Annotated in this window: 21 protein-coding genes; 5 read left to right on the top strand and 16 right to left on the bottom strand. The window is 71.1% G+C overall.

The genetic code is table 11. The annotated features are described in order from the left end of the window. Positions 1-192 precede the first annotated feature (192 nt). Positions 193-960 (bottom strand): alpha/beta fold hydrolase, encoded by a 768-nt coding sequence (locus ACQPZW_RS12930; RefSeq protein WP_433795092.1) that lies wholly within the window; start codon positions 958-960, stop codon positions 193-195. Positions 961-1,102: 142 nt separating this feature from the next. On the opposite strand from ACQPZW_RS12930, the gene ACQPZW_RS12925 reads away from it, so the two are divergent. Continuing rightward, the gene (locus ACQPZW_RS12925; RefSeq protein WP_433795091.1) at positions 1,103-2,059 is read left to right on the top strand and encodes a LysR family transcriptional regulator; all 957 of its coding nucleotides are present in this window, start codon (positions 1,103-1,105) and stop codon (positions 2,057-2,059) included. Here ACQPZW_RS12925 and ACQPZW_RS12920 read toward each other — a convergent pair. Next, the gene (locus ACQPZW_RS12920) at positions 2,043-2,687 is read right to left on the bottom strand and encodes a TetR/AcrR family transcriptional regulator (protein ID WP_433795090.1); all 645 of its coding nucleotides are present in this window, start codon (positions 2,685-2,687) and stop codon (positions 2,043-2,045) included. The two genes, ACQPZW_RS12925 and ACQPZW_RS12920, sit on opposite strands and share 17 nt — an antisense overlap. Positions 2,688-2,793: 106 nt before the next feature. Here ACQPZW_RS12920 and ACQPZW_RS12915 point away from each other — a divergent pair, with 106 nt between their 5' ends. From ACQPZW_RS12915 to ACQPZW_RS12905, 3 genes are all read left to right on the top strand, one after another. Further along, a complete protein-coding gene (locus ACQPZW_RS12915) occupies positions 2,794-3,909 on the top strand; it encodes an epoxide hydrolase family protein (protein WP_433795089.1) in 1,116 nt (371 codons plus the stop codon). Positions 3,910-4,079: 170 nt separating this feature from the next. Then, complete coding sequence (locus ACQPZW_RS12910) at positions 4,080-6,935, top strand: hypothetical protein (protein ID WP_433795088.1); 2,856 nt, start codon at positions 4,080-4,082, stop codon at positions 6,933-6,935. Between the two features lie 9 nt (positions 6,936-6,944). Beyond that, a complete protein-coding gene (locus tag ACQPZW_RS12905; RefSeq protein ID WP_433795087.1) occupies positions 6,945-7,709 on the top strand; it encodes an SDR family NAD(P)-dependent oxidoreductase in 765 nt (254 codons plus the stop codon). Between the two features lie 389 nt (positions 7,710-8,098). On the opposite strand, the gene ACQPZW_RS12900 is transcribed toward ACQPZW_RS12905, so the two are convergent. From ACQPZW_RS12900 to ACQPZW_RS12845, 12 genes are all read right to left on the bottom strand, one after another. After that, a complete protein-coding gene (locus tag ACQPZW_RS12900) occupies positions 8,099-8,788 on the bottom strand; it encodes a nucleoside deaminase (protein ID WP_433795086.1) in 690 nt (229 codons plus the stop codon). Next, positions 8,712-9,065 carry a hypothetical protein gene (locus ACQPZW_RS12895; RefSeq protein ID WP_433795085.1) on the bottom strand — a complete coding sequence of 118 codons (354 nt, stop codon included), beginning with the start codon at positions 9,063-9,065 and terminating at the stop codon, positions 8,712-8,714. Before ACQPZW_RS12895 ends, ACQPZW_RS12900 begins: the two co-directional genes overlap by 77 nt. Then, on the bottom strand, positions 9,047-9,799 hold the full coding sequence (locus ACQPZW_RS12890; RefSeq protein WP_433795084.1) for a class I SAM-dependent methyltransferase: 753 nt from the start codon (positions 9,797-9,799) through the stop codon (positions 9,047-9,049). Before ACQPZW_RS12890 ends, ACQPZW_RS12895 begins: the two co-directional genes overlap by 19 nt. A gap of 53 nt (positions 9,800-9,852) precedes the next feature. Next, positions 9,853-10,377, bottom strand: coding sequence for a hypothetical protein (locus ACQPZW_RS12885; RefSeq protein ID WP_433795083.1), 525 nt, complete (start codon positions 10,375-10,377; stop codon positions 9,853-9,855). A gap of 171 nt (positions 10,378-10,548) precedes the next feature. Further along, entirely contained in the window at positions 10,549-11,772 is a 1,224-nt protein-coding gene (locus tag ACQPZW_RS12880) for a vWA domain-containing protein (RefSeq protein WP_433795082.1), read from the bottom strand. A gap of 10 nt (positions 11,773-11,782) precedes the next feature. Then, complete coding sequence (locus ACQPZW_RS12875) at positions 11,783-12,934, bottom strand: SRPBCC family protein (protein WP_433795081.1); 1,152 nt, start codon at positions 12,932-12,934, stop codon at positions 11,783-11,785. Next, the gene (locus ACQPZW_RS12870; RefSeq protein ID WP_433795080.1) at positions 12,931-13,782 is read right to left on the bottom strand and encodes an AAA family ATPase; all 852 of its coding nucleotides are present in this window, start codon (positions 13,780-13,782) and stop codon (positions 12,931-12,933) included. The genes ACQPZW_RS12875 and ACQPZW_RS12870 overlap by 4 nt, the downstream gene beginning before the upstream one ends. Continuing rightward, entirely contained in the window at positions 13,769-14,341 is a 573-nt protein-coding gene (locus tag ACQPZW_RS12865) for a nucleotidyltransferase family protein (RefSeq protein ID WP_433795079.1), read from the bottom strand. Before ACQPZW_RS12865 ends, ACQPZW_RS12870 begins: the two co-directional genes overlap by 14 nt. Before the next feature lie 178 nt (positions 14,342-14,519). Next, positions 14,520-15,704 (bottom strand): XdhC family protein, encoded by a 1,185-nt coding sequence (locus ACQPZW_RS12860; protein ID WP_433795078.1) that lies wholly within the window; start codon positions 15,702-15,704, stop codon positions 14,520-14,522. A 30-nt stretch (positions 15,705-15,734) separates the two neighbouring features. Then, the gene (locus ACQPZW_RS12855; protein ID WP_433795077.1) at positions 15,735-18,128 is read right to left on the bottom strand and encodes an aerobic carbon-monoxide dehydrogenase large subunit; all 2,394 of its coding nucleotides are present in this window, start codon (positions 18,126-18,128) and stop codon (positions 15,735-15,737) included. Beyond that, the gene (locus ACQPZW_RS12850; protein WP_433795076.1) at positions 18,125-18,616 is read right to left on the bottom strand and encodes a (2Fe-2S)-binding protein; all 492 of its coding nucleotides are present in this window, start codon (positions 18,614-18,616) and stop codon (positions 18,125-18,127) included. Before ACQPZW_RS12850 ends, ACQPZW_RS12855 begins: the two co-directional genes overlap by 4 nt. A gap of 1 nt (position 18,617) precedes the next feature. Continuing rightward, positions 18,618-19,451, bottom strand: coding sequence for an FAD binding domain-containing protein (locus tag ACQPZW_RS12845; RefSeq protein WP_433795075.1), 834 nt, complete (start codon positions 19,449-19,451; stop codon positions 18,618-18,620). A 163-nt stretch (positions 19,452-19,614) separates the two neighbouring features. Here ACQPZW_RS12845 and ACQPZW_RS12840 point away from each other — a divergent pair, with 163 nt between their 5' ends. Continuing rightward, a complete protein-coding gene (locus ACQPZW_RS12840) occupies positions 19,615-20,667 on the top strand; it encodes an XdhC family protein (RefSeq protein ID WP_433795074.1) in 1,053 nt (350 codons plus the stop codon). Here ACQPZW_RS12840 and ACQPZW_RS12835 read toward each other — a convergent pair whose 3' ends face one another. Together ACQPZW_RS12835 and ACQPZW_RS12830 are read right to left on the bottom strand one after the other, a co-directional pair. Beyond that, on the bottom strand, positions 20,668-21,606 hold the full coding sequence (locus ACQPZW_RS12835; RefSeq protein WP_433795073.1) for an aminoglycoside phosphotransferase family protein: 939 nt from the start codon (positions 21,604-21,606) through the stop codon (positions 20,668-20,670). Continuing rightward, on the bottom strand, positions 21,603-22,400 hold the full coding sequence (locus ACQPZW_RS12830; RefSeq protein WP_433795072.1) for a serine aminopeptidase domain-containing protein: 798 nt from the start codon (positions 22,398-22,400) through the stop codon (positions 21,603-21,605). The genes ACQPZW_RS12835 and ACQPZW_RS12830 overlap by 4 nt, the downstream gene beginning before the upstream one ends. Between the last annotated feature and the right edge of the window lie 55 nt (positions 22,401-22,455).

Here is a 22,455-nt window from a genome sequence, read left to right as displayed (position 1 = left end):
CGCCCGCCGCCGCCCGCCGTCCGCCCGCCGCCGCCCGCCGTCCGCCCGCCGTCCGCCCGCCGTCCGCCCGCCGTCCGCCCGCCGTCCGCTCGCCGCTAGCCGCTCGCCGTCCGCCCGCCGTCCGCCGCTCGCCGCCGAGGTGATTGTTGACAATCGTGCTCAACTTATTTGGATCGGGGAGCCCGATCAGGGTCAGCGGGTGTTGAGGAAGGTCACCAGCTCGTCGGCGAAAGCCGGCTGGCGGACGGCCCCGAGGTGATCGCCGTCGATGACGGTCAGGCGGGCGTCGGGGATGGCCTTGGCCAGAAGCTCTGGTCGGGTGGCCAGGACGTCGTCGCGGCCGGTGATCAACAGAGTGGGCACGGCGATCGTGTCGAGCGGGAGGGGACTGGCGTGGATCGCGGCGGCCTGGGCGGCCAGGGCGGCACGATCGCCGCCCACCGCGTCCACGAAAGCGCGGAACCCGGCCGCGGCCGGATGCGTGATGGTGGACGGGTCGTCGGTGTGGAAGGCCTCACGGAACGCCTCGGCGGGGACGACCCGGGTGTCGACACCGCCCAGCTCGACGACGGCGGAGCCGATGCCGCCGATGACGAGGCGACGCAGGCGGGGATCACGGGTGGCGAGGATGAGGGAGACGATCGCACCCATCGAGTAGCCGGCCACATCGACCAGCTCGACTTTCAGCAGGTCGAGCAGCGTGATGACGTCCTGCGCCATCCGGGTCTCGCCATAGACCGCAGGGTCGTGCGGCTTACCGGAGCGGCCGTGACCGCGGGCGTCGATGGCGATGACCCGCCGGCCGGTCGCGGTCAGGGCCCCGACGATGCCGGGCAGCACCCAGTTGGTCTGGCCGTTGGCGATGAAACCGTGGTGCAGGAGCACGGGTGGCAGGTCGGAGTCGCCCTCCCATTGCTCCCAGTAGATCTCCACGCCGTCAGTGGCCTCGAAGGTCGGCATCGGCGGATTCCTCTCCAGTTGGGCTCGGGCGCACGACAGCGTATGTGCGGAACGCGCTTGCGGTATCGGTGAGATCGCCGGTGTGGTCACCATGTGCGACGCGGGGAGCACTAACGATGTTGATCGCGATACATTGCGGGCTGTGACCCCCACACAGTTGCGTGCCTACTCCGCGGTCGTCCGATGCGGCTCGGTGAAGCAGGCGGCGGCGCAGCTCGAGGTGTCCGAGTCCGCGGTGTCCCTGCACATCGGACAACTCCGCAGAGAACTGGGTGACCAGCTCTTCTCGCGAACGGCGAACGGCTTGACCTTCACTCCGGGTGGTCTGCGGCTCGCCAGTCGGGCCACCGAGCTGCTCGGGCTGCAGGACATCACGGTCCTCGAGGTGAGCGCGGCCGGGCATGGGCGGCGGCTGCTGCGTGTGGGCGCGTCGTCGCTTTTCGCCGAGCACGCCGCCCCGGGGCTGATCGAGCTCTTCGCCAGCCGGGCCGCCGACCTGGACGTCGAGTTGAGCGTGCGCAACCCCGGCTCCTTCGCCGAGGCGCTGATCGAACGCAGCATCGACATCGCGATCGGGCCGGCGCCGGCGCTCCCCGATCCGGCGGTGCGGTGCCGGCCGGTCATGTATTACAAGGTCGTCGTCGTGGCCGGGCCTGATCATCCGCTGGCCGGGACGCAGCCGTCGCCGCGGCAGCTGCGCGACCAGACGTGGCTGCTCGGCCCGTCGGCCGCCGCCGACCGGGGGGCCATCCCGACGCTGCTGCGGCGGCTCGGGGTGCCCGACGACCGTCAGCAGATCTTCCAGAGTCATGCGGCCGCCCTGGAAGAGGCCAAACGCGGCCGTGGCGTGGCGGCGGCGCTGTCCTTCACCGTCGCTCCGGAGGTGCGCAAAGGCCACCTCCTCCAATTCTGCGGACCGCACGCGGCGCTGGAGGAGGTGTGGCACTCGCTGACGCTGGCCGAAACCGGCAAGCCGTCGGCCGCCGCCGAACTGGCCCGTTTCGCGTCGACGCCACGCGCCATCCAGGCGATGATGCGTGGCAGCGGGGTCAACGTCGCCCGCTTCAAGCCGTCGATCCATGTCACCCTCTGGAGCTGACGTCGGGATCATCCGGCCTCGGCATCCAGCGCCAGCTGAGCTCGGCCCAGGTGGGCGCCGGACCGGGGAGGCTCATCCCGGCCCGCAGCCCGTCGAGCAGCATCGCCAGATAGCGCCGGCGTAGCGACGAGGTGCGAGCCTGGTCGGGCACCCGAACGGCCGCACACATCTCCAGCAGCATCGTCAGATCGGCGGGAACGGCCTCCGCACGCATCTGGTGGCGGGCCCGCTCGAAGAGTGCGGTGGCCAGCTCGTCGGCCCGGACCGCGTCGGCGCTCATCTCCTCGGTGGGGGTGAACGTGCCGGCCAGGTGCACGGTGAGCGAGTGGACGTCGGCCTCGACGACGCCGTGCACGAACGTCTCGAAAGCGACCCAGTCGTCGGTCGCGGTCGAGGCGCGCTCGGCCTGCTCGATGAAGGTCAGCAGCCCGTCGTGGCACAGCTTGCGCAGCAGTTCCTCCTTACCGGCGTAGCGCCGGTAGAGGGCGCTGATGCCGACGCCGGCACGCTCGGCGACGGCGGCCACCGGCGCGCGCTTGTCCGCCAGGAAGACCTCTTTCGCCGCCGCCAGGATCGTCACGTCGTTGCGTGCGGCCTGGCGGGCGCGGCCGGACGTCGGGCTCGTCATGCCGGGAAGTATAGCGGACCGGAATGCTCTGTTCCGCTACGACCGAAGGTCTGCTACGTTCAATGCGGAACGAATCATTCCGTTCCAACAATAGAGAGGACCCGGCATGACCGCGATCCGCCCCTTCCGTATCGACGTCTCCGACTCCGACCTCCAGGATCTGCGTGACCGTCTGACCCGGACCCGCTGGACACCGGAGATCCCCGGCCAGGGCTGGCAGCGCGGCGTCCCCGTCGACTACCTACGGGGTCTGGCCGACTACTGGGCGGGTGAGTTCGACTGGCGGGCAGCGGAGGCCCGGCTCAACGTGCTGCCTCAGTTCCTCACCGAGGTCGACGGGCAGACCCTGCACTTCGCGCACGTCCGCTCCACCGACCCGGCAGCGGTCCCGCTGCTGATCACCCACGACTGGCCCGCCTCGTTCGCCGTCTACCTGCCCGTGGTGGAGGCTCTGCGCGAGCACTTCCATCTCGTGCTCATGAGCAACCCCGGCATCGCCTGGTCCGGGCCCCTCACCACGCCGGGCTGGACGACGGCGCGGACAGCCTCGGCGTTCCACGAGGTGATGACGCGGCTGGGCTACGAGAGGTATGGCGTTCAGGGCACCGGCGGGGGCGCCGCGACCGCCGTCGAGATGGGCCGGCAGGAGCCCGGCAAGGTGATCGGTGTGCACGTCAACGGTCACATCACCTTCCCGTCCGACGACCCTGCCGACTTCGCCGACCTCACCGAGGGCGAGCAGGCCCGGCTGGGCCGCCTGCAGGAGTTCCGCGACGACAAGATGGGCTTCAACGCCATCCAGTCGACCCGGCCGCAGACCCTGGCGTTCGGTCTGCACGACTCCCCCGCGGGCCAGCTCGCCTGGATCGTCGAGAAGTTCCAGGAGTGGACCGACCCGGCCGCAGCCCTCCCCGAGGACGCCGTCGGCCGTGACCTCCTGCTCACCAACGTCAGCCTGTACTGGTTCACCGGGACGGCGGGCTCGTCGGCCAACCTCTACTGGGAGATGGCGCACGACCCGACGGCGTGGGCGCCGAAACCGAAATCGACGGTTCCCCTGGGCGTCGCGCTCGGCGTCACCGACGTCACGATCCGGCGTTACGCCGAGCGCGACGCACCGGTCACCCACTGGACGGAGATGCCGGCGGGCGGCAACTTCCTCTCGGCGGAGCAGCCTGACCTCTTCAGCGACGATGTGCGCGACTTCTTCCGCACGCTTTGAGGCCACGGCGCGGCCCGCTCGTCACCCGGCGACGTCGAGGAGGCGATACGAGGAGGGCGGAAGATCGGAATCACCGACCCACGTCACCCTCTGGAGTCGCGTCCACCATCCGGGTTCCGACCGGGTTAGCATCGATCTCGGTCGTATGACCGAACACACAGGAGGGAGCCTTGACCGGTCCCGGTGGCACTCTCGGCGGACGTCTCCGTCATCAGCGGCAACAACGATTCGTCGGCCGGGCCGCCGAGATCGAGCTCTTCATGGACTCCGCGGTGCGCCCGCACTCTCCCCGATACAACCTACTGATGTTCACCGGCGTCGGCGGCATCGGCAAGTCGGCACTGCTCGCCGAGCTGACCGGGCTCGCCCGGCTGGCGTCGCCCAACGTCGCCTTCGCGACGTTGGAGACCTCCCACTCCTCGCTGGAGCTGATGCGGGCATGGCGCGGAGCGTTCAACTCCAGCGCGTTCAAGAAATTCGACAAGGAGGTCCGCCGATACACGACGGTCGCGTCGAAAGTGCACAACGCTGCGGGCTCGGTGTCGGAGGGCGCGCTGAAAGCACTCGGCGAGAGCGGCGTGGTCGGCGCATTCGTCGCCGGGGCGATCGGCGAGGACCGGTTGCGAGCATTCCTGTCCAAGGTGCTCAGTGGCCGCGAGACGGTCAACTACATCGACGGTCCGGGCCGGATCACCGCCGCGTTCATCGAGGGTGTCAACGAGGTCGCCGGATCCGGACGGGTGTTCCTGTTCCTCGACTACTACGAGGCGGTGACACAGGAGCTGGACGAGTGGATGCGGCACTGCCTGGAGTCGGAGTTGTCCACGGAATCCGTCCTGGTGCTGGCCGGCCGCGAGAGCTTGGACAGGGTCAACCGGGAGTGGACCGCGTTCCAGCCCATCCTTCGCTCGCGCGAGCTGCGACCGTTCGTGGAGAGCGAGGCCGAGGAGTATCTCGACCGGTCGGGCATCGACGATCCGGAGACACGGCAGAAGTTGAAGGAGTTCACCAGTGGCCTGCCATGGGCGCTCGAGTTGAGCGTTGAGGCGATCGACTCCGCGGCCCGGCTCGGCGACACACCGGCGACACTGCACGAGGTTCGCTCCATGGTGGTGCGCCGGTTCCTCGGGCACACCGAGAGCCACGGCCGCCTGCGGGAGTTCATCGAGGCCGCCTGTGTGCTGGAGGCCTTCAACCTGGAGGCGCTGGCCTCTCTCGTCGACCAGCCCACCACCACCGAGGTCGAGGATCTGACCAGGTATTCGTTCATCACCCAGCATCCGGACGGCCGGTTCGCGGTGAAGGAGGTGGTCCGGGAGTCGGTGATCGAGATCGTGCGCCAGCAGTCGCCGATCAGACTGCGCGGGCTGCACGAGCGGGCCGCACAGCACTACCACGGCGCGGTGGAGCGGAGCGTGCTCTTCTCGCCGGCCTGGCAGACGGACTTCCTGGAGGGCATGCGGCACACCGCCGGCTACGACCCGGCTCTGGCTGTCCAGCAGTTGACCGAGTTGGTCGGCAAGCTTCCCGCGCAGGTGTGGCGGGTGCCGTGCGCGGGCGCTCTGGCGGTGCTCTCCGCCGATCCCGTGGCCATGAAGGACCCGCGGCTGCGCTACCTCACCGGCGAGGACGCCCGCGCATCCGGCGGCCTCGCCTCGGCGCGTGACTGCTATCGCTCGGTCGCCGACGATCCGGCGGCGTCACCCACCTTGCAGCTGTCGGCCGTGGCCAACCTCATCGAGATCCACCATCGCATCGGCAACACCGAGGCGGCCCTGCAAGGTGCCATGGAGGGGTACGACCGGGCGATCACCGCCGAGCGCGACGACCACGCCGCGATGTTCGCCGCCCGGCTCGCGGAAATGTACGGGGTGCTGGGTTACGGGGCCGAGTCGGATCAGTATTACCGAACCGCGGTGAGCAGGATCGAACCGGTGACCGACAATCTTGTGGCCGGCCAGATATCACTGGTCCTCGTTTACATGCTCGCGTTCGCGGGGCGCTACGCGGAGGCGCAGGTGCACCTCAGCACTGCCATTCAGCGGTGGAAAAGGGCCGAGTACGAGTTCGGCGTGGCCCAGGCCGAGTCGTCGGTCGCCTGGTTGGGCTGGCTGACCGGCCAGACCGCGGCCGGATTGGCGGCCGGGCGGCGCGCGTTCCGCTATTTCGAGCAGATCGACGACGAATACAACGCGGGCATGGTGTCGATGAACCTGGGCGAGCTGTACCGCCAATCGGCCCGCCCCGAGGAGGCGCTGCGCTGGTTCGACGAGGCCGGGAGACGTCTCGAGGCCACCGAGGGCTACGTCTATCTCGCCATCACCCGCTACCGGCGTGGGCGGACCTACCTGGGCATGGGCCGCACCACCGAGGGGCTGCACGAGTTGGAGGCGGCCGTGGCACTGGAGCGGGAACGGGTGCGGGAGCCGTACTCGCTGGGTATGGCCCTGCTCTACCTCGCCGACGCCTGTCAGAGGCTCGGCGATGCACGGGCCGTGCCGGTGCTGGAGGAGGCGGAGCGGGTGCTCGTGTCGGCGCAGAACCGGCACGGGCGGGTCCTCGCGCACCTGAACGCGTCGGTTCTGGGAGTGCGGCTCGGCACCGTGCCGGACCCGCTCGCCCGGTTCACCGAGACGCTGGCCGCGGCGACGGCGAGCGGGTTCGCCGACGTCGAGGCGGCGGCCCGTCTGGCGCTGGCCACGCACCTGCTCGGTGACGGCGGGACGGTCGAGCCGGACGCCGATTCGACGGTCGAGGCCGGTTCACAATTGGGAATGGCTCTGATCGCGGCCGTGCGGTTCAGCCCCTATCTGGCCGATGAGGTCTTCACGTCCTGCAATGACGTCTTGCAAGCTCTTTCGCCAGATACTCGAAATGGTGTCGCCGTCACCATGACGGACACCTTCCGTTCACACCCGGCAGCCGTCGCCACGGATCGCAAACGCAGACTGGAGGAGGGCGAGGGTAACCTGAGGGCTCCGATCTCCGAGCAATGCGACGCTCTGCTTCCGCACCGAAATCAATGAGGAGCTGTCATGCCTTTGGACACGCAATCTCTCGTGAACAAGACCGCGGTGGTCACGGGCGCTTCCCGTGGCATCGGTAAGGGCATCGCCGTGGAGTTGGCCGCTCTCGGTGTGACCGTCGTTCTCGACTATCTGGAGGACGAGGCGGGGGCCACCACGGCGGTCGGAGAGATCACGGCCGCGGGTGGGCGGGCCTTCGCGGTGGGCGCCGACGTCCGTGACCCGGAAGCCGCGCAGTTCCTGATCGACGAGGCCGCGCGACTGTCCGGCGCGCCGGTGCAGATCGTGGTGAACAATGCCGGCGTCATCCCGAACAGCGCCGGCTGGGAGGCGGAGAGCAGTGCCACGCTGACCGACGCGTTCCTGACGAACGCGGCGGCCGCGGTGTTCACCTCCAAGGCGAGCGTCAAGGGCATGCGCGAGCGCGGGTGGGGCCGGATCGTCAACATCTCGTCCATCTACGGTGATCGGGCCGCGGCGGCCGTCCTGTCCTACTCGATGTCGAAGGCGGCGCTCGACGCGGTGACGAAGGCGCTCGCCTTCGAGCTCGGCAAGGACGGCATCACGGTGAACGCGATCGCGCCGGGCAATGTGGACACCGCGATGACGCGCCGGGCCGGCGACGGCTACATCTCCTACGTCGAGGGTCAGACCCCACTGGGACGGCTCGGGACCGTCGGCGAAGTGGCGGGCGCCGTGGTGAGCCTGGTCGCCAACCCGTTCGTCACCGGCGCCACGCTGGTTCTCGACGGCGGGCTGAGCACGGCGAGCTGACCACCGCGGGTGGCCACCGCCAGCCGAGCACCGCGGATGGCCACCACCAGCCGAGCACCGCGAGCCGAGAACCGCGGGTGGCCACCGCCAGCCGAGCACCGCGGATGGCCACCACCAGCCGAGCACCGCGAGCTGACCACCGCAGGTGGCCACCGCCAGCCGAGTACCGCGAGCCGAGCACCGCAGGTGGCCACCACCAGCCGAGCAGCGACCGAGCCGAGCACGGCAAGCCGAGCAGCGACCGAGCCGAACACCGCAAGCTGAGCGGCAACCACGCCCAACACGGCGAGCCCAGCGGCAACCAGGCCGGACACCGCAAGCCGAATGGCAACCAAGCCCAGCGGCAACCAGGCCGGACACCGTGAGTTCAAGGGCCCCGGGGGTACGAGCTAAAAGAAGCCGAGCCGGCTGAGTCTCGTCTCGGCGTGTGACAACTCGTTGGCGACCTCGTCGAGATCGGGGCCGAGGCGGTTCAGCACGTCGGGCCAGTCCTCGTCGGCGGCCCTCGTGAAGTCTCGGGCCAGGCGAACCAGGCCGGGTGTGAGGCGTTCCTCCAGACCCAGCCGGCCGGAGCCGTGGTAGTTGTGCAGGTCGGCGACGATCGGCACGAGACGGCAGAAGGCACCGAGCCGTCCGCCCAGGGGGCCGGTGAAGGCGGGCACCCGCGCGCCCAGCACCGGCGCGCCGGCCAGGGCTCGATGGCCGGCGCTGAACGAGAAGTCCCGGGCGGCGAACACCACCCGGGGCACTCGGCTGAAGGTGAGCGCGCCGAGGCACAGCACGCACGGCTCCAGGGACGTGTAGAGGGTCACCCGCCGGACGGTCTCCCGGGACAACCGGGAGATCGCCTCGATCTCGGCATGCCGGAGCCCGGACCCGTCCGGCGAGTCGGCGTTGCCCGCCACCGCGCAGACGACGCCGGCGTCGGCCGCGACGGCTCCGACGCCGCGGCCGCCCGCCAGGTAGGACGCCCACGCCTGCCCGGCGACGAGCGTCCAGCGCTCAGGCTCGGTGATAGTGGTAGACCGCGGTGTCGAAGATCCGCACCCAGCCGCTGATCTCCAGATTCTCGTAGCCACGGCTCTTGAGGTGCTCGCCGACGGTCTCCGACAGCGCCTGCGACAGGGCGCCGGCCACTCGGGCGCGCAGGCCCTCCGGGTCGGGGGCCGAGTCGAGCTCCAGGTCGACGTCCTTGCGGTTACGCACGACGGAACCCTGCGGAATCATTTCCAGGGAAACGAAGTCGGGATTCTCGTTGAAATGGGTGCCCACGATTTTTGTGAGTGTGTCGGCGAGTTCCGCCAGATCTTCGATGCGCACCACGTCGGGTTTGTATTTCACGTCCAGATGGGGCACGTCTCCTCCTGGTTCCGGTACGGGATGACGATTACGCGATCAACCAGGCTCAGATTGAGCACGCCATCGTGCATCATGCCAGAGAGGGCGGCGAACAGGGAGTAGCCGAGCGTCCATGGGTCGGCATGGCACAGCAATGTCAGAACATTTCGCAGATCGTCGTCGTCGGCCAGCAGCCGGATGAGGCCGGCCTGATCCCGGAATGCGAGGGGGCGGCCCACTCGCGACCGTATCGTGGCCGTCCGGAACGGCACGTCTCGCCGGGTCAGCCACTCCTCCACCATCTCGCCGGTCACCATCGCCGACGTCGGCTGGCCACGGGCGGCGCGCACCGCGGCGCGCAACCGGTAGGACGCCGACTCCGTGGTGCGCAGGACCACCGCGATCACCGAACCACCGGGCAGCGGCGCCGTCAGCAGCCGGTCGAGCACCCCCGCCCAGCCGGGCACGTAGTACAGCGAATGGGCGAGCACCACCAACGCCGGGCCGGGCAGCCGACGACTCAACGGTGCGTGGGCCAGGTCCCCGGTCACGGCCAGCACCGGTGCCCCGGTGGCCGCGGCGACCGCCTGCCGGGCCCGGGCCACCAGGTCGGTATCGCGATCGAGCAGCAGCCACGAGGCCACGCCGGGCAGCCGGGCAGCCAGGGCAGCGGTCAGGACGCCGTCACCGCAGCCCAGGTCCGCGACGACGGCCGGATCGCCGAGAAATGCCAGCTCACGCGCGGTTCTCACCTTGACGTCCGACGCGGACAGGACTGCCAGGCCATCCCGGTACGGGTAGGCCGTCACGTCGTCAGGCCCGCCGCCCGGAACTCGTCGCGCAGCAACTGCCGCGCGACCGCCTCGTGGTGGTACCGCAACAGGGCCGGGGCGCCCGGCTCCCCCACCACCCGGGCCGGCTGCACCTTCCGCCGCCCGATCCGCGCGAGTGTCATGCAGTGTCCCCGCGCCCCCACGACACTCTCGTGGAACGCGTCGAGGCCGATCTCGTAGAACTCCCGCTCCTCCCGGTACGCGTCCACCGAGCCGGCCAGGCGCACGGCCTCGCCGGTGCGTTTCAGCTCCGACATGCCGTCCGGCGCCGATCCGGCCAGGTAGAGCACACCCGGCGGGATGCGCTCGTCGGCGGCCTCGTGCACGAACTGGGTGTCCCTCAGCCGGCCGGTCAGGATCATGCTCTCCACCGGCCACGCGTGGCAGTGCACGGTCCACGCCGGATCCTGGGTGGACCGGAACTCACGCGGCCAGCAGTGCACCACGAACCGCCGGCCCTCGTCATCGGCGAAAAGATCGACCCGGAAGAAGCCCAATGGATGCCAGAAAGCACGAAGATCCTCGATCGGCGTCGATCCGATAATGTCGGATAGCGCATCGAAAACCAGATCCGGGCGGCGCCGGTCATAAGCGCTGGACAGGCGGGAGGCTAGCCGATCATCATTACTGGACATGGCGGTCCTCGCGATTTCCGTCGCCACCGGCCGTCAGATATACGAGCCAGTAGACGGCCTGTGCGCGGAGCCGGTCAAGGCCATATCGCGTAGGTGGTGAACGGCTGCGATGAGATCGGCCGGGGTCGCGGCGGGCAGCAATCGGTCAATAAAAGGCAGAGCGGCGGCCATGCCGCCCACCTCGGGGGCCCAGCCGGGGGCGCCGGCCCGGGGATTCAACCAGAGGATGCGGTACGCGCGGCGTCGTAGGCGGGCCATCACGGCGGCCATCACCTCAGGTGGATCGCTGTCCCAGCCGTCGGAGGCGATGACGACCACGCCGCCACGGACGGTGTCGCCGTGATGGGAGTCGAGAAGTGCGGCGATGTTGGCGGCGATCCGGGTGCCGCCGAAACGGTCGTCGACGGCGGCGCCCGCCCGGTCGATCGCCTCTCGGGGCGAGGTGTCCCGTAACGGGACGGTCAACCTGGTCAGCCGGGTGGCGAAGGCGAAGACCTCGGCGTCGGCGACCGTTGTGAAGGCGCGCATCAGCTGCAGATAGGCCGCGGCCTGGGCACGCATCGACTCGCTGACGTCGCAGAGCATCACGACCCGGCGGGGCTTCGGGAGCGGGCGTTCCCGGACCACGGTGATCGCCTCCCAGCCGGTGCGGCGGGCACGGGCGATCGTGGCGCGCAGGGCCACCCGGCGACCGCCCGGGTCGGCGCGATGACGGCGGCCACGGCGCTGCGGCCAGTGGGTGAGGGCGGTCCTCAGCGTTGCGCCGAGGGCCTCGGTCTGGGCTCGGTCGAGTTCCTCGAAAGGCATCTCGGCGACGGCCGCCAGCGCGCTGGGGCGCAGATCGGGCAGGTCGATGCCCTCGCCGCCGAGGTCGTCACCGGTGGCCACGGGGGCGGGCAGGGTCGCCCAGGGCAGGCCTTCGCCTCCGGCTGTGGCCTCGCTGCCCGTTCCGGGAACGGTGACGTGCACGCTGTCGTCACGGCGTTTCGGGGGTACGGCCGAACGGCTCAACGGCAGCGGCGGGCCGTCGTCGAACACCGTGGTGAACACCCGGTCGAAGACGGCGAGGTCGTCGTGGCGGCGGACCAGCGTCACCCGGGCCGTCCAGTAGAGGACGGTCCGGGACGTCGGCGGGCTGGCGGCGAGCGCACGGACCAGGTCGTGGGTCTCGGTGATGCCGACCCGCAGGCCGGCGCGGCGCAGACGGGCCACGAACGCGACGGCGAACGCGGCCCGGTCCGTGCCGCGCAGCAGCACCGGGGTGGGTTCAGCCGCGGGCAACGAACCAGACGATCACGGCGGCGGCCACGACGGCGCCGACCGCGACCGGGACGATTCGCTTGTAGAGGGAACTACCGGCGACGGCGAGCAGGTCGATCGCCTCCGGTTCCTCCGACTGCAGAGTCCGCTCGGTGGCAGACACGGGAGCGCCAGACGCAGGAGCGGCCGACGAAGGAGCGGCCGACACGGGAGTGCCAGACGCGGGAACGGCCGACACGGGAACGGCAGACGCCGAAGCGCCAGACGCAGGAGCCGGGGCCGGGGCGGCGGCGGAGAGGTCGGCGCCGGGGACGCGCAGCGGAGCGACCGGCTCCGGCGTGCCCTCGGCCGTCTCGAGACGGCCGGCGGCCGGCTCGATCTCGCCGGCCGAGGGGTCCGGGGCGACAGCGGGCGCTGCGGCGTCGTCGTTCGCGGGTCCGGCCGGCGCGACGTCACCGAGCGCCACCGCCGAATCCGGGGCGGTGGCGACCGCCGCCTCGGAAGCGGTGGACGGGGAGGTGACAGGCGCGGCCTCGGCGTCGGCGGTACCCGCCGGAGCGGCGTCAGCGGCGGCCGGGTCAGAGGAATCAGCCGCCGGGGCAGAGGTACCAGCGGCCGGCACGGAGGTGCCGACGGCCGGGGCAGAGGAGCCAGCGGCCGACGGGGAGGTACCGGCGGCCGGGGCAGGAGTGCCAGCAACCGGGGTGGAGGTGTCGGTGGCCAGCTTGGACTCCAGGTTCGCGACGAACTGGGCCAGCAGCTTGGACGACACCTCCTTGATCATGCCGCTCCCGAACTGGGCCAGCTTCCCGCTGATCTTCAGGTCGGTGTCGACGGAGACCTTCGTCGCGGTCGGGCCCTCGGGAGTCAGGGAGGCGCTCACGGTGGCCGAGGCGTTGCCCGCGGAACGGGCGTCGCGGCCCTTGGCGTCGATCACCGCCCGGTACGCGCTGTCGTCCTTGGCGGTGAACCGGGCGGTCCCGGCGAACTCGGAGATCACCGGGCCCACCTTGACCTTCACCTTGCCCTGGTAGACGTCGCCCTCGACGCCGGTCAGCCGGGCGCCGGGCATGCACGGGGCGATGCCCTCGAGGTCGGTCAGCACCTTCCAGGCCTCGTCGACCGGGATCTGCACCGTGAACTCGTTGGTGATCTTCATGGGTGGCTCTCCTGGGTTGCGGCCGCGGCGATCGTGAGACGGTCGTCGGGGGTCTTGGCGATGGTGCCGAGGGTGCGCAGGGTGTCGCCGGCGACCAGGTCGGTGGCGCCGAGCGCGGCCAGGGCGGAGACCCAGTCGATGGTTTCGGCCAGGCCGGGGGCCTTGTCCAGGTCGAGGCCGCGGACCCGGCCGATGAACTCGGTGGCGTCACGGATGAGGGGTGCCGAGGCGCCCGGCACGGCGCGGCGCACGATCGCGGCGGCCTGGGCCGGCGGCGGGAACTCGATCCAGTGGTAGAGGCACCGGCGGCGCAGGGCGTCGTGCAGGTCACGGCTGCGGTTGGAGGTGAGCACCACGACCGGCGGGCGGGTGGCGGCGAAGGTGCCCAGCTCGGGGACGGTGACGGCGGCCTCGCCGAGGAACTCGAACAGCAGCGCCTCGAACTCGTCGTCGGCACGGTCGATCTCGTCGATGAGCAGCACCGGCGGGGTGGGTCCGTCGTACCGGACGGCGCGCAGGATCGGCCGTTCCAGCAGGAAGTCGTCGGTGAACAGGGAGGCGTCGTCGGAGGCCTGACCGAGCCGGATGTGCAGCAGCTGACGCTGGTAGTTCCACTCGTACAGGGCTTCGCCGGCGGTCAGGCCCTCGTAGCACTGCAGGCGGATGAACGGCGTGTCCAGGGCCTGGGCCAGTGCTTTCGCGGCGGCGGTCTTGCCGACTCCGGGCTCGCCCTCGAGCAGCAGCGGCTTTCCCAGGCGCAGGGCCAGGAAGACGGCCATGGCGAGGCCCTCGTCGGCCAGGTAGTCGACGGCGTCCAGGCGCTGGACGACCTCTTCAGGACTCTTCATTCGCCAGCAGCCGCTCGTAGTCGTCCGGAGTGTCCACGTCGACCGGCACGGTGCCGGCGGTGGCGATCTCGCTGACCGGGTGCTTCCCCGAATGCAGCAGTCTCCACACCGCTTTGTCGCCGTGCAGAGTGGACAGGTCGTCGTACACCGGCCGGCGGAACACGAGCGGATGCCCGAGCCCGTCCGCGTACCGGCACACCCCGATGGGGGCGTCGACCAGGGCGACCCGGCGCACGTCGAACGGTGAGACCAGCGGCTGGTCGCCGAGGAGCAGGATCAGCCGGTCGGTGTCGATGTGCGGGATCGCCGACCGGATCGACGACCCGCATCCGTCGGCGAACGCGGGGTTCTCGATCACCCGTACCCCGGTGAGGTCGACCTTGTCGCGGATCTCCGCGGCCGATCCGCCGAGGGTGACCACCAGGTCGTCGAGGTGGCAGGACCGGGCCATGTCGAGCGTGGCGTCGAGCAGGGTGCGACCGCGGAACGGCAGCAGCTGCTTCGCCTCACCGAGCCGCCGCGAGCCGCCCGCGGCGAGCACCAGGCCCGTCACCGTCATGACCGGCCGCGCCGCGGCGAGGCCGGGCCCGGGAACACGGGCGAGGCGAGGGCCGGGAACATGGGCGAGGCGGCGGCCGGGAACACCGGCGAGGCGGGGGCCGGGAAGGCGACGGCAGGGAAGGCGACGGCAGGGAAGGCGGGCGAGGCGGCTGGAACGGCGTGCCAGCGGGGTTCCGTCATGAGTTCCGGCCGCGGGTGTGCTTCTTCAGGCAGCCCGGGCAGCAATACCAGAAGTCCTGGCCGTCGACGACGGCGTGGTGGGAGTCCGGGCCGATGACGACGGTCATGCCGCAGATCGGGTCGATCGCGGTGGCGGCGGGCGTCTCCGGAGTGAACGTGGCCGGCCCGACGGGCAGGGCCGGGCCGGCCACGAACTCGGGTTCGGCCTGCGCGAAGGCGGCGGCTTCGGCATGCGAGGCGGCCGAGGGCACGGCCGGCGCCGAAGCCGCGACCGGGGACGCGGCCGAGGCTGAGGACACGGCCGCCGACGCGGCCGAGGAGGAAGGCCCGGCCGCCGACGCGGCCGAGGAGGGAGACCCGGCCGCCGACGCGGCCGAGGAGGGAGACCCGGCCGCCGACGCGGCCGAGGAGGAAGGCCCGGCCGCCGACGCGGCCGAGGAGGGAGACCCGGCCGGAGCCGCCGGGGAGGTGGCAGCGGTGAGGCCGCCCGCCCGCATCTCGCGGACGATCTCGGCCAGGACCGACAGAGCGATCTCCTTGGGGGTACGGGCGCCGATGTCGATGCCGGCATGCGGACGAATCCGGGCGCGCTCGTCCACGGTCAGGTCCATGGCGTCGAGCAGGATCGCCGAGCGCGTGTGGCTGGCCACGAGCGCGATCAACCCCACACCGGCGTCGAGGGCGGCCCGGATGGCGCGTTCCTCGTCGCGGCCCAGCCCGGCCACGACGACCGCCGAGACGCCGGCGAACGAGCCGGTCACCTCGAAGTCGAGGAAACCGGCGAGCTCGGTGGCGGCCCGGCCGATCGGGCTCTCCCCCACGACCGTGATCAGCGGTTTCGGCAGTACCGGCCGGAGGAAGATCTCGATCGCCCCGCCCGAGTGGCAGGGGTTGACGACGACGCGCGCGCCGGGCGTCTCGGGGAACTCGGCGGAGTCCTCGGGCAGCACCCGCAGCAGCACGGAGTCACCGTTGCGCAGCGTGTCCATGGCCGCGGCACGCACCGACGTCTCGGCGCAGACCCCGCCGACGAAGCCCTCGATGGACCCGTCGGCCAGGATCACCGCGTCGTCGCCGGCCCGGGCGGAGGTGGGTTCCTGCGCCCGGACCACGGTGGCGTGCACGAAGGGCCGGCGTGCGGCGGTCAGCTCGCGGGCCCGCTCGGCGGTGCTCGTCGTCATCACGTACTCCCCAGGGGTCTTGCGGGTGGGTCAGATCGGCGGGGTGGCCTGGCCCCGCATGGCGTCCCACACCCGGCTGGGGGTGAGCGGCATGTCGGCGTGCCGGATGCCGAACGGCTTGAGCGCGTCGACGACCGCGTTGACGATCGCCGGCGGCGAGCCGACGGTGGCGGACTCGCCGATGCCCTTGGCGCCGATCGGGTGGTGCGGCGACGGGGTGACGGTGAAGCCGGTCTCCCAGTCGGGCACTTCGAGGGCGGTGGGGATCAGGTAGTCCATCAGCGAGGCACCGAGGCAGTTGCCGTCCTCGTCGAAGCTGATCATCTCCATCAGGGCCATGCCGACGCCGTCGGTGAGGCCGCCGTGCACCTGCCCCTCGATGATCATCGGGTTGATCCGGGTGCCGCAGTCGTCGACCGCGATGAACCGGCGGACCTTGACCTCGGCGGTGCCCGGGTCGATGTCGACGACGCAGATGTACGCCCCGTGCGGGTAGGTCAGGTTCGACGGGTTGTAGCAGATCTGCGCTTCGAGACCGCCCTCGACGCCGTCCGGCAGGTCGCCCGCGCCGTGTGCCCGGAACGCGATCTCCTGGATCGTCACCGAGCGGCCCGGGTCGCCCTTGACCTGGAACGCGCCCTTGACCCAGTCGAGGTCGGCGACCGACACCTCGAGCATCGCCGAGGCGATCAGCTTGGCCTTGTCGCGCACCTTGCGGGCCACGAGCGCGGCAGCCGCGCCGGAGACCGGCGTGGACCGGCTCCCGTAGGTGCCCAGGCCGAACGGGGTGTTGTCGGTGTCGCCGTGCAGAACGTCGATGTCGGCCGGCGGGATGCCCAGCTCCTCGGCGATGATCTGTGCGAACGTGGTCTCGTGCCCCTGGCCCTGGGTCTTCACCGAGAGCCGGACGACGGCCTTGCCCGTCGGGTGGACCCGCAGCTCACAGCCGTCGGCCATGCCCAGGCCGAGGATGTCCATGTTCTTGCGCGGGCCGGCGCCGACCGCCTCGGTGAAGAACGCGATGCCGATGCCCATCAGCTCGCCCCTGGCCCGCTTGAGCTCCTGCTCCTTGCGCAGTTCCTCGTAGCCGGCCATCTCCATGGCCAGGCGCATGGTGGGCTCGTAGTTCCCGGAGTCGTACACCCAGCCGGTCTTGGTGGTGTACGGGAACTGCTCGGGCTGGATGAAGTTCTTCAGCCGCAGCTCGGCCGGGTCCATCCGCAGCTCGTAGGCGAGCGCGTCGACGATCCGCTCGACCAGGTAGACGGCCTCGGTGATGCGGAACGAGCAGGCGTACGCGACACCGCCCGGCGCCTTGTTGGTGTAGACGGCGGTCATCTTGCAGTGCGCCGCCTGGATGTCGTAACTGCCGGTGAAGACGCCGAAGAAGCCGGCCGGGTACTTCACGGGGGCGGCAGTGCCGTTGAAGGCGCCGTGGTCGGCCAGCACGTTCGTACGGATGGCGAGGATCCTGCCCTCGCTCGTCGCGGCGATCTCCGCGCGCATGATGTAGTCCCGCGCGAAGCCGGTGCTGATCAGGTTCTCCGATCGGTCCTCCATCCACTTCACCGGCTTGCCGGTGACGATCGAGCCGACGATCGAGTGGACGTAGCCGGGGTAGATCGGCACCTTGTTGCCGAAGCCGCCGCCGATGTCCGGCGCGATCACCTGGATCTTGTGTTCCGGGATCCCGGCGACGATCGCGTAGAGGGTGCGGTGCGCGTGCGGGGCCTGGGTGGTGGACCAGAGACGCAGCTTGCCCTCGACCGGGTCGAAGTCGGCGACCGAGCCGCACGTCTCCATCGGCGCCGGGTGCACGCGCGGGTAGACGATGTCCTCCTTGACGATCACGTCGGCCGAGGCGAAGACCCGGGCGGTCTCCTCCTCGTCACCGGTCTCCCAGTCGAAGACGTGGTTGTCGGTCTTGCCTTCGAGGTCGGTGCGGATGACCGGGGCGTCCGGGGACAGCGCCTTGCGCACGTCGACGACCGGTTCGAGGACGTCGTACTCGACGTCGATCAGTTCGAGCGCGTCGCGGGCCTGGTAGCGGTCCTCGGCGACGACGAACGCCACCTCCTGGCCCTGGAAGCGCACCCGGTCGGTGGCGAGCACGGCCTGCACGTCGTTGGAGAGGGTCGGCATCCAGGCCAGTCCGAGGCCCTTGAGGGTCTCACCAGTGACGACCGCCTTCACCCCGGGCGACGCCTCGGCGGCGGACGTGTCGATGCTGACGATGTTCGCGTGCGCGAACGGCGACCGCAGGATCGCCAGGTGCAGCATGCCGGGCAGCTGGACGTCGTCGACGAACCGGCCCCGGCCGCGGAGCAGGCGCGCGTCCTCCTTGCGCAGCATCCGGCCGAAACCGACGGGTTTCTGGTCGTTGTCCTCGAACTCGGTCAGCTTGGTGTCCTGGGTGGTCGTCACTGGGCCGCCACCTCCTCCTGAGTCGACGAAGCCTCGTGCACGGCCGCCCAGCGGACCGAGCGGATGATCGAGGAGTAACCGGTGCAGCGGCAGATCTGGCCGGAGATGGCCTCGCGGATCTCGCCCTCGGTCGGGTCCGGGTTCTTGTCGAGCAGCGCCCGGCAGGTCATCAGCATGCCCGGGGTGCAGAAACCGCACTGCAGGCCGTGGCACTGCCGGAAGCCCTCCTGGATCGGATCCAGCTCGGCGCCGTTGGCGAGGCCCTCGACGGTACGGACCTCGTGGCCCCCCGCCATGGCCGCGAGCACGGTGCACGACTTGACGGGCTCGCCGTCCAGCCACACCACGCAGACGCCGCAGTTGCTGGTGTCGCAGCCCCAGTGGGTGCCGGTCAGGCCGAGCACGTCCCGGAGGAAGTGCACGAGCAGCATGCGGCCCTCGATCTCACGGGTGTACTCGGTCCCGTTGACCGTCATCGTCACCTGCATGTCAGCTCCTCGCCCGTTCCACAGCCTTGCGCAGGGTGCGCCGGGTCAGCTCGTCCGCCAGGTGGCGCTTGTAGTCCGCGCTGCCGCGGGTGTCGGTGACCGGGTCACAGCTGCGCGCCGCAATCGCGCCGGCCAGCTCGTACAGGCTCTCGTCGGGCTCGTGCCCGCGCAGCGCCGCCGAGATCTCCGGGATGCCCGTGGTGTTGGGACCGACCGCGGCCAGGCCCACCCGGGCGTCGACGATGCGGCCCTCGTCCAGCCACACCGCGGCGCCGGCGGACACCACGGCCCAGTCACCGGCACGGCGCTCGACCTTGGCGTACGCGCTGCCGACCTTGAAGCTCTTCCGGGGGATCCGGATCTCGGTGAGGATCTCGTCGTCGGCGACGGCCGTCTCGTACGGCCCGACGTGGAACTCCTCCATGGTGACGACCCGCTCCGAGCCGCCCGGGCCGCGGATGACGCAGCTCGCGTCGAGGGTCGTGCACACCGCCGAGAGGTCCTCCGACGGGTCCGCCTGGCACAGCGATCCGCCCAGCGTGCCGCGGTTGCGGACGATCGGGTCGGCGATCACCTTCTCGGCGTCGGCGAAGATCGGGAAGACCCCGGCCAGCACGTCCGACTCGAGAAGCTCCCGATGCCGGGTCATGGCCCCGATCCGCACCTCGTCGTCGCTGAGCCTGATGTAGCCGAGCTCCGCGTGCAGATCGTTGATGTCGATGAGATATTCGAAGTTGGCGAGCCGGAGCTTCATCATCGGCAGCAGGCTGTGGCCCCCGGCCACCAGCCGCGCCGAGCTGCCCAGTCGTTCCAGCAGTCCGATGGCTTGATCCACGCTCGTGGCACGTTCGTACTCGAATGGAGCCGGCACCTGCACCCTGCACCTCCCGTGAAGTCGCGCAGACCCTCCCGCCGTCAGGGTCCAATGTCAACAGCGACCTAAGGGATGTCTTAACTCACCGTTGACGTTCCCGATGCGGATCACGGAAGGTGCTGGGATGCGCGAGATCGTGGACGGCCTGCTGGCCTGGCGGGCCGCCGGCACGTCCTTCGCCGTGGCGACGGTGGTGCACACCTGGCGGTCGGCGCCCCGGCAGCCGGGCGCGGCGATGGCCGTCAGCGAGCACGGCGAGGTCATCGGCAGCGTCTCCGGGGGCTGCGTCGAGGGCGCCGTCTACGCGGCCGCGCAGGAGGTCATCGCTTTCCAGAAGGCCCAGACGCACACGTACGGGGTGAGCGACGGCGATGCGCTCGAGGTCGGCCTGACCTGCGGTGGAACCATCGAAGTCATGATCCAGCCGGATGTCGCGCTGGCCTCGCTCGACGCGTTGCTGGCCACGATCGCCGCCGGCCGCCCGGTCGCCACGGTGTCCCTGCCCGACGCGCAGCTCGTCGTCTGGCCGGACCGGGTCGAGGGCACCCTCGGCGACGACGAGCTGGACCGGATCGCCGGGGAGCAGGCGCGCGGTCTGCTCGCGCACGGCCGCAGCGCCATCGTCACCGCCTGCGAGCGTGAGGTCTTCGTCCAGTCCTGGGCCGCGCCCGCCCGCATGATCGTCTTCGGGGCGATCGACTTCGCGGCGGCGGTCGCGCGGATCGGGAAGTTCCTCGGCTACCAGGTGACCGTCTGCGACGCGCGCGGTGTGTTCGCCACCCCGGCCCGTTTCCCGGAGGCCGACGAGGTCGTGGTCGACTGGCCGCACCGCTACCTGTCGTCGACGGCCGTCGACGAGCGGACCGTGCTGTGCGTGCTCACCCACGACCCGAAGTTCGACATCCCGCTGCTCGAAGTGGCGCTGCGCAGCCCGGCCCGCTACGTCGGCGCGATGGGTAGCCGGCGGACCTGCGAGGACCGGATCCGGCGGCTCCGTGAGGCGGGAGTCGGCGAGGAGGCGCTGGCCCGGCTGCGCGCCCCGATCGGGCTGGACCTGGGCGCCCGGACCCCGGAGGAGACCGCGGTCGCCATCGCCGCCGAGGTCGTCGCCCTGTCCTGGGGCGGTTCGGGCGCCCCGCTCACCGGGATGACCGCCCCCATCCACGGCCCGGCCTGATCAGCCGGCCCCCGCGGTACCGGCGCCGGACCACGGTCCGCGCCGGTCGTGGTCGGTGAGGACCTCGCTGATCACCCGCTCCTGCTCGGCGGCGCCGGGCCGGTCGCCCTTGTCGATCGCGCCGACGAGGATCAGCATCGCCTTCCACAGCGCCCAGCCGCGAGCCCGGGCCCACGTGCCCTCGTCCTGGTCGACCGCCTGCCGGAACGCCGCGCGAGCCGGGCCGGTGAACATGGTCCAGGCGATCACCAGGTCGCAGGCCGGATCGCCGACGCCGGACGTGCCGAAGTCGATCACCGCGGCCAACTCGCCGTCGAGGACCAGCAGGTTTCCGGCCGCGATGTCACCGTGGAACCACACCGGGTCGCCGCGGTGCTCCATCACGAGCGCGGCGCCCCACGTCTCGGCCGCGCGGACGGTGTCGATCCGGCCCTCCAGCAGCCGCAGGCAGTGCCGGGTCTCGTCGTCGTAGAAGATCGGCGGGCTGCCCCGGTGCCAGCTGTGGTCGCCGGCCGCGGGGCCGCCCTCGGTGTCGCACCCCTGCAGCGCGCCGACGAATCCGGCCACCGAGCCGGCGAACCGGTTCAGGTCCGCGATCGGAGCACGCAACGCGGACTCGCCCGGCAGCCAGCCGCGCACCGACCACGGGAACGGGTAGCCCTCCCCCGGCTCACCGGCCGCCAGGACCGCCGGCACCGCCACCGGCAGTTGCGGGGCCAGCCGGGGCAGCCACTCGTTCTCCTTGGCGACGGCCGGAACGTAGCCGGGTCCGGTGGGCAGGCGCACCGTCATGTCGTCGCCGAGCCGGTACGTGCGGTTGTCCCACCCGTCCAGCTCGACCGGTGTCACCGGCAGATCGGCCCACTGCGGGAACTGCGCCCGGATCAGCCGTCGTACCAGCGCCGCGTCGATCCCGGCGCGCCCGTCCGCGAAGGTCATCCCCGCATGGTGTCCGGAGCGGCCTTCTCCTCAAACCTGTTCTCGACGGTGGCCCACCACGCGACGATGCGGTCGACCACCGGCTCGGGTGTCCGGGCCCAGCCGGTGTGGTCGTTGCTGGCCCCGGCGGGCACGTCGGCGCGACCGTACCGCCACACCGTCACCGACTCCGGCGCGAACAGCCGGGCGGCGAAGCTGCGGACCGGCTTCTCCGGGGCGAGCCGGTCCCCCTCCAGGGCCACCACCAGGGCCGGGGTGCGAATCAGGTCGTCGGCGGGGAACGGGGTGCGGCCGGTCAGCGCCATCCGCGCCCACTCGCGCATCTGGGTGCGGGCGCCGGGGCCGCCGAAGGCCGGTTTCGGCAGGTGGCCGAAGATCGCGGTCAGCACCGGGATGATCACGCCGGCCTGGATCAGCAGGGGCAGGCCGGCCATGGGGTAGTCACGGTGGTGGGGCAGGCAGCCGCCGACCGACACCAGTCCGTCGGCGGGCGGGTGGTTGAGCTGGTGCCCGGCGGCGAGCTGCGCGCCCAGGCTGTGCCCGAGAAGGATCACCGGCCGGTCCGGGGCTTCGGCGCGGGCGGCGGCCACGGCGCCGGCGATCACGGCGACCTCGTCGGCGTACGACCAGTCGTGCTCCCGGGACGCGCGGGCGCCCTCCGGCTCGAACCCGCGCCGGGGCAGGGCTCGCGCCGACCAGCCGCGGGCCACGAACGCCTCGACGAGCGGCCGGTAGTAGCGGGAGCCGATGCCCATGGCGGACGACACGAGGACGAGTGGGGCGGGCTGCGGCATGTCCGCACTCTTCGGGCCGCCACTCGGCCCGGACAAGCGGTTATGGCGCAGATCA

This window comes from Actinoplanes sp. CA-252034, from assembly GCF_050956125.1.
Classification (GTDB): domain Bacteria; phylum Actinomycetota; class Actinomycetes; order Mycobacteriales; family Micromonosporaceae; genus Actinoplanes.
The sequence above is the reverse complement of the archived record's forward strand: the minus strand, read 5'-3'. Positions and strand labels throughout refer to the sequence as shown.

Bases quoted from the DNA above. Each gene is read 5' to 3' on its own strand.
- ACQPZW_RS12930 (WP_433795092.1), bottom strand. From the start codon at position 960: ATGCCGACCTTCGAGGCCACTGACGGCGTGGAGATCTACTGGGAGCAA.
- ACQPZW_RS12920 (WP_433795090.1), bottom strand. From the start codon at position 2,687: ATGACGAGCCCGACGTCCGGCCGCGCCCGCCAGGCCGCACGCAACGAC.
- ACQPZW_RS12915 (WP_433795089.1), top strand. From the start codon at position 2,794: ATGACCGCGATCCGCCCCTTCCGTATCGACGTCTCCGACTCCGACCTC.
- ACQPZW_RS12905 (WP_433795087.1), top strand. From the start codon at position 6,945: ATGCCTTTGGACACGCAATCTCTCGTGAACAAGACCGCGGTGGTCACG.
- ACQPZW_RS12875 (WP_433795081.1), bottom strand. From the start codon at position 12,934: ATGAAGATCACCAACGAGTTCACGGTGCAGATCCCGGTCGACGAGGCC.
- ACQPZW_RS12870 (WP_433795080.1), bottom strand. From the start codon at position 13,782: ATGAAGAGTCCTGAAGAGGTCGTCCAGCGCCTGGACGCCGTCGACTAC.
- ACQPZW_RS12865 (WP_433795079.1), bottom strand. From the start codon at position 14,341: ATGACGGTGACGGGCCTGGTGCTCGCCGCGGGCGGCTCGCGGCGGCTC.
- ACQPZW_RS12860 (WP_433795078.1), bottom strand. From the start codon at position 15,704: ATGACGACGAGCACCGCCGAGCGGGCCCGCGAGCTGACCGCCGCACGC.
- ACQPZW_RS12850 (WP_433795076.1), bottom strand. From the start codon at position 18,616: ATGCAGGTGACGATGACGGTCAACGGGACCGAGTACACCCGTGAGATC.
- ACQPZW_RS12840 (WP_433795074.1), top strand. From the start codon at position 19,615: ATGCGCGAGATCGTGGACGGCCTGCTGGCCTGGCGGGCCGCCGGCACG.
- ACQPZW_RS12835 (WP_433795073.1), bottom strand. From the start codon at position 21,606: ATGACCTTCGCGGACGGGCGCGCCGGGATCGACGCGGCGCTGGTACGA.
- ACQPZW_RS12830 (WP_433795072.1), bottom strand. From the start codon at position 22,400: ATGCCGCAGCCCGCCCCACTCGTCCTCGTGTCGTCCGCCATGGGCATC.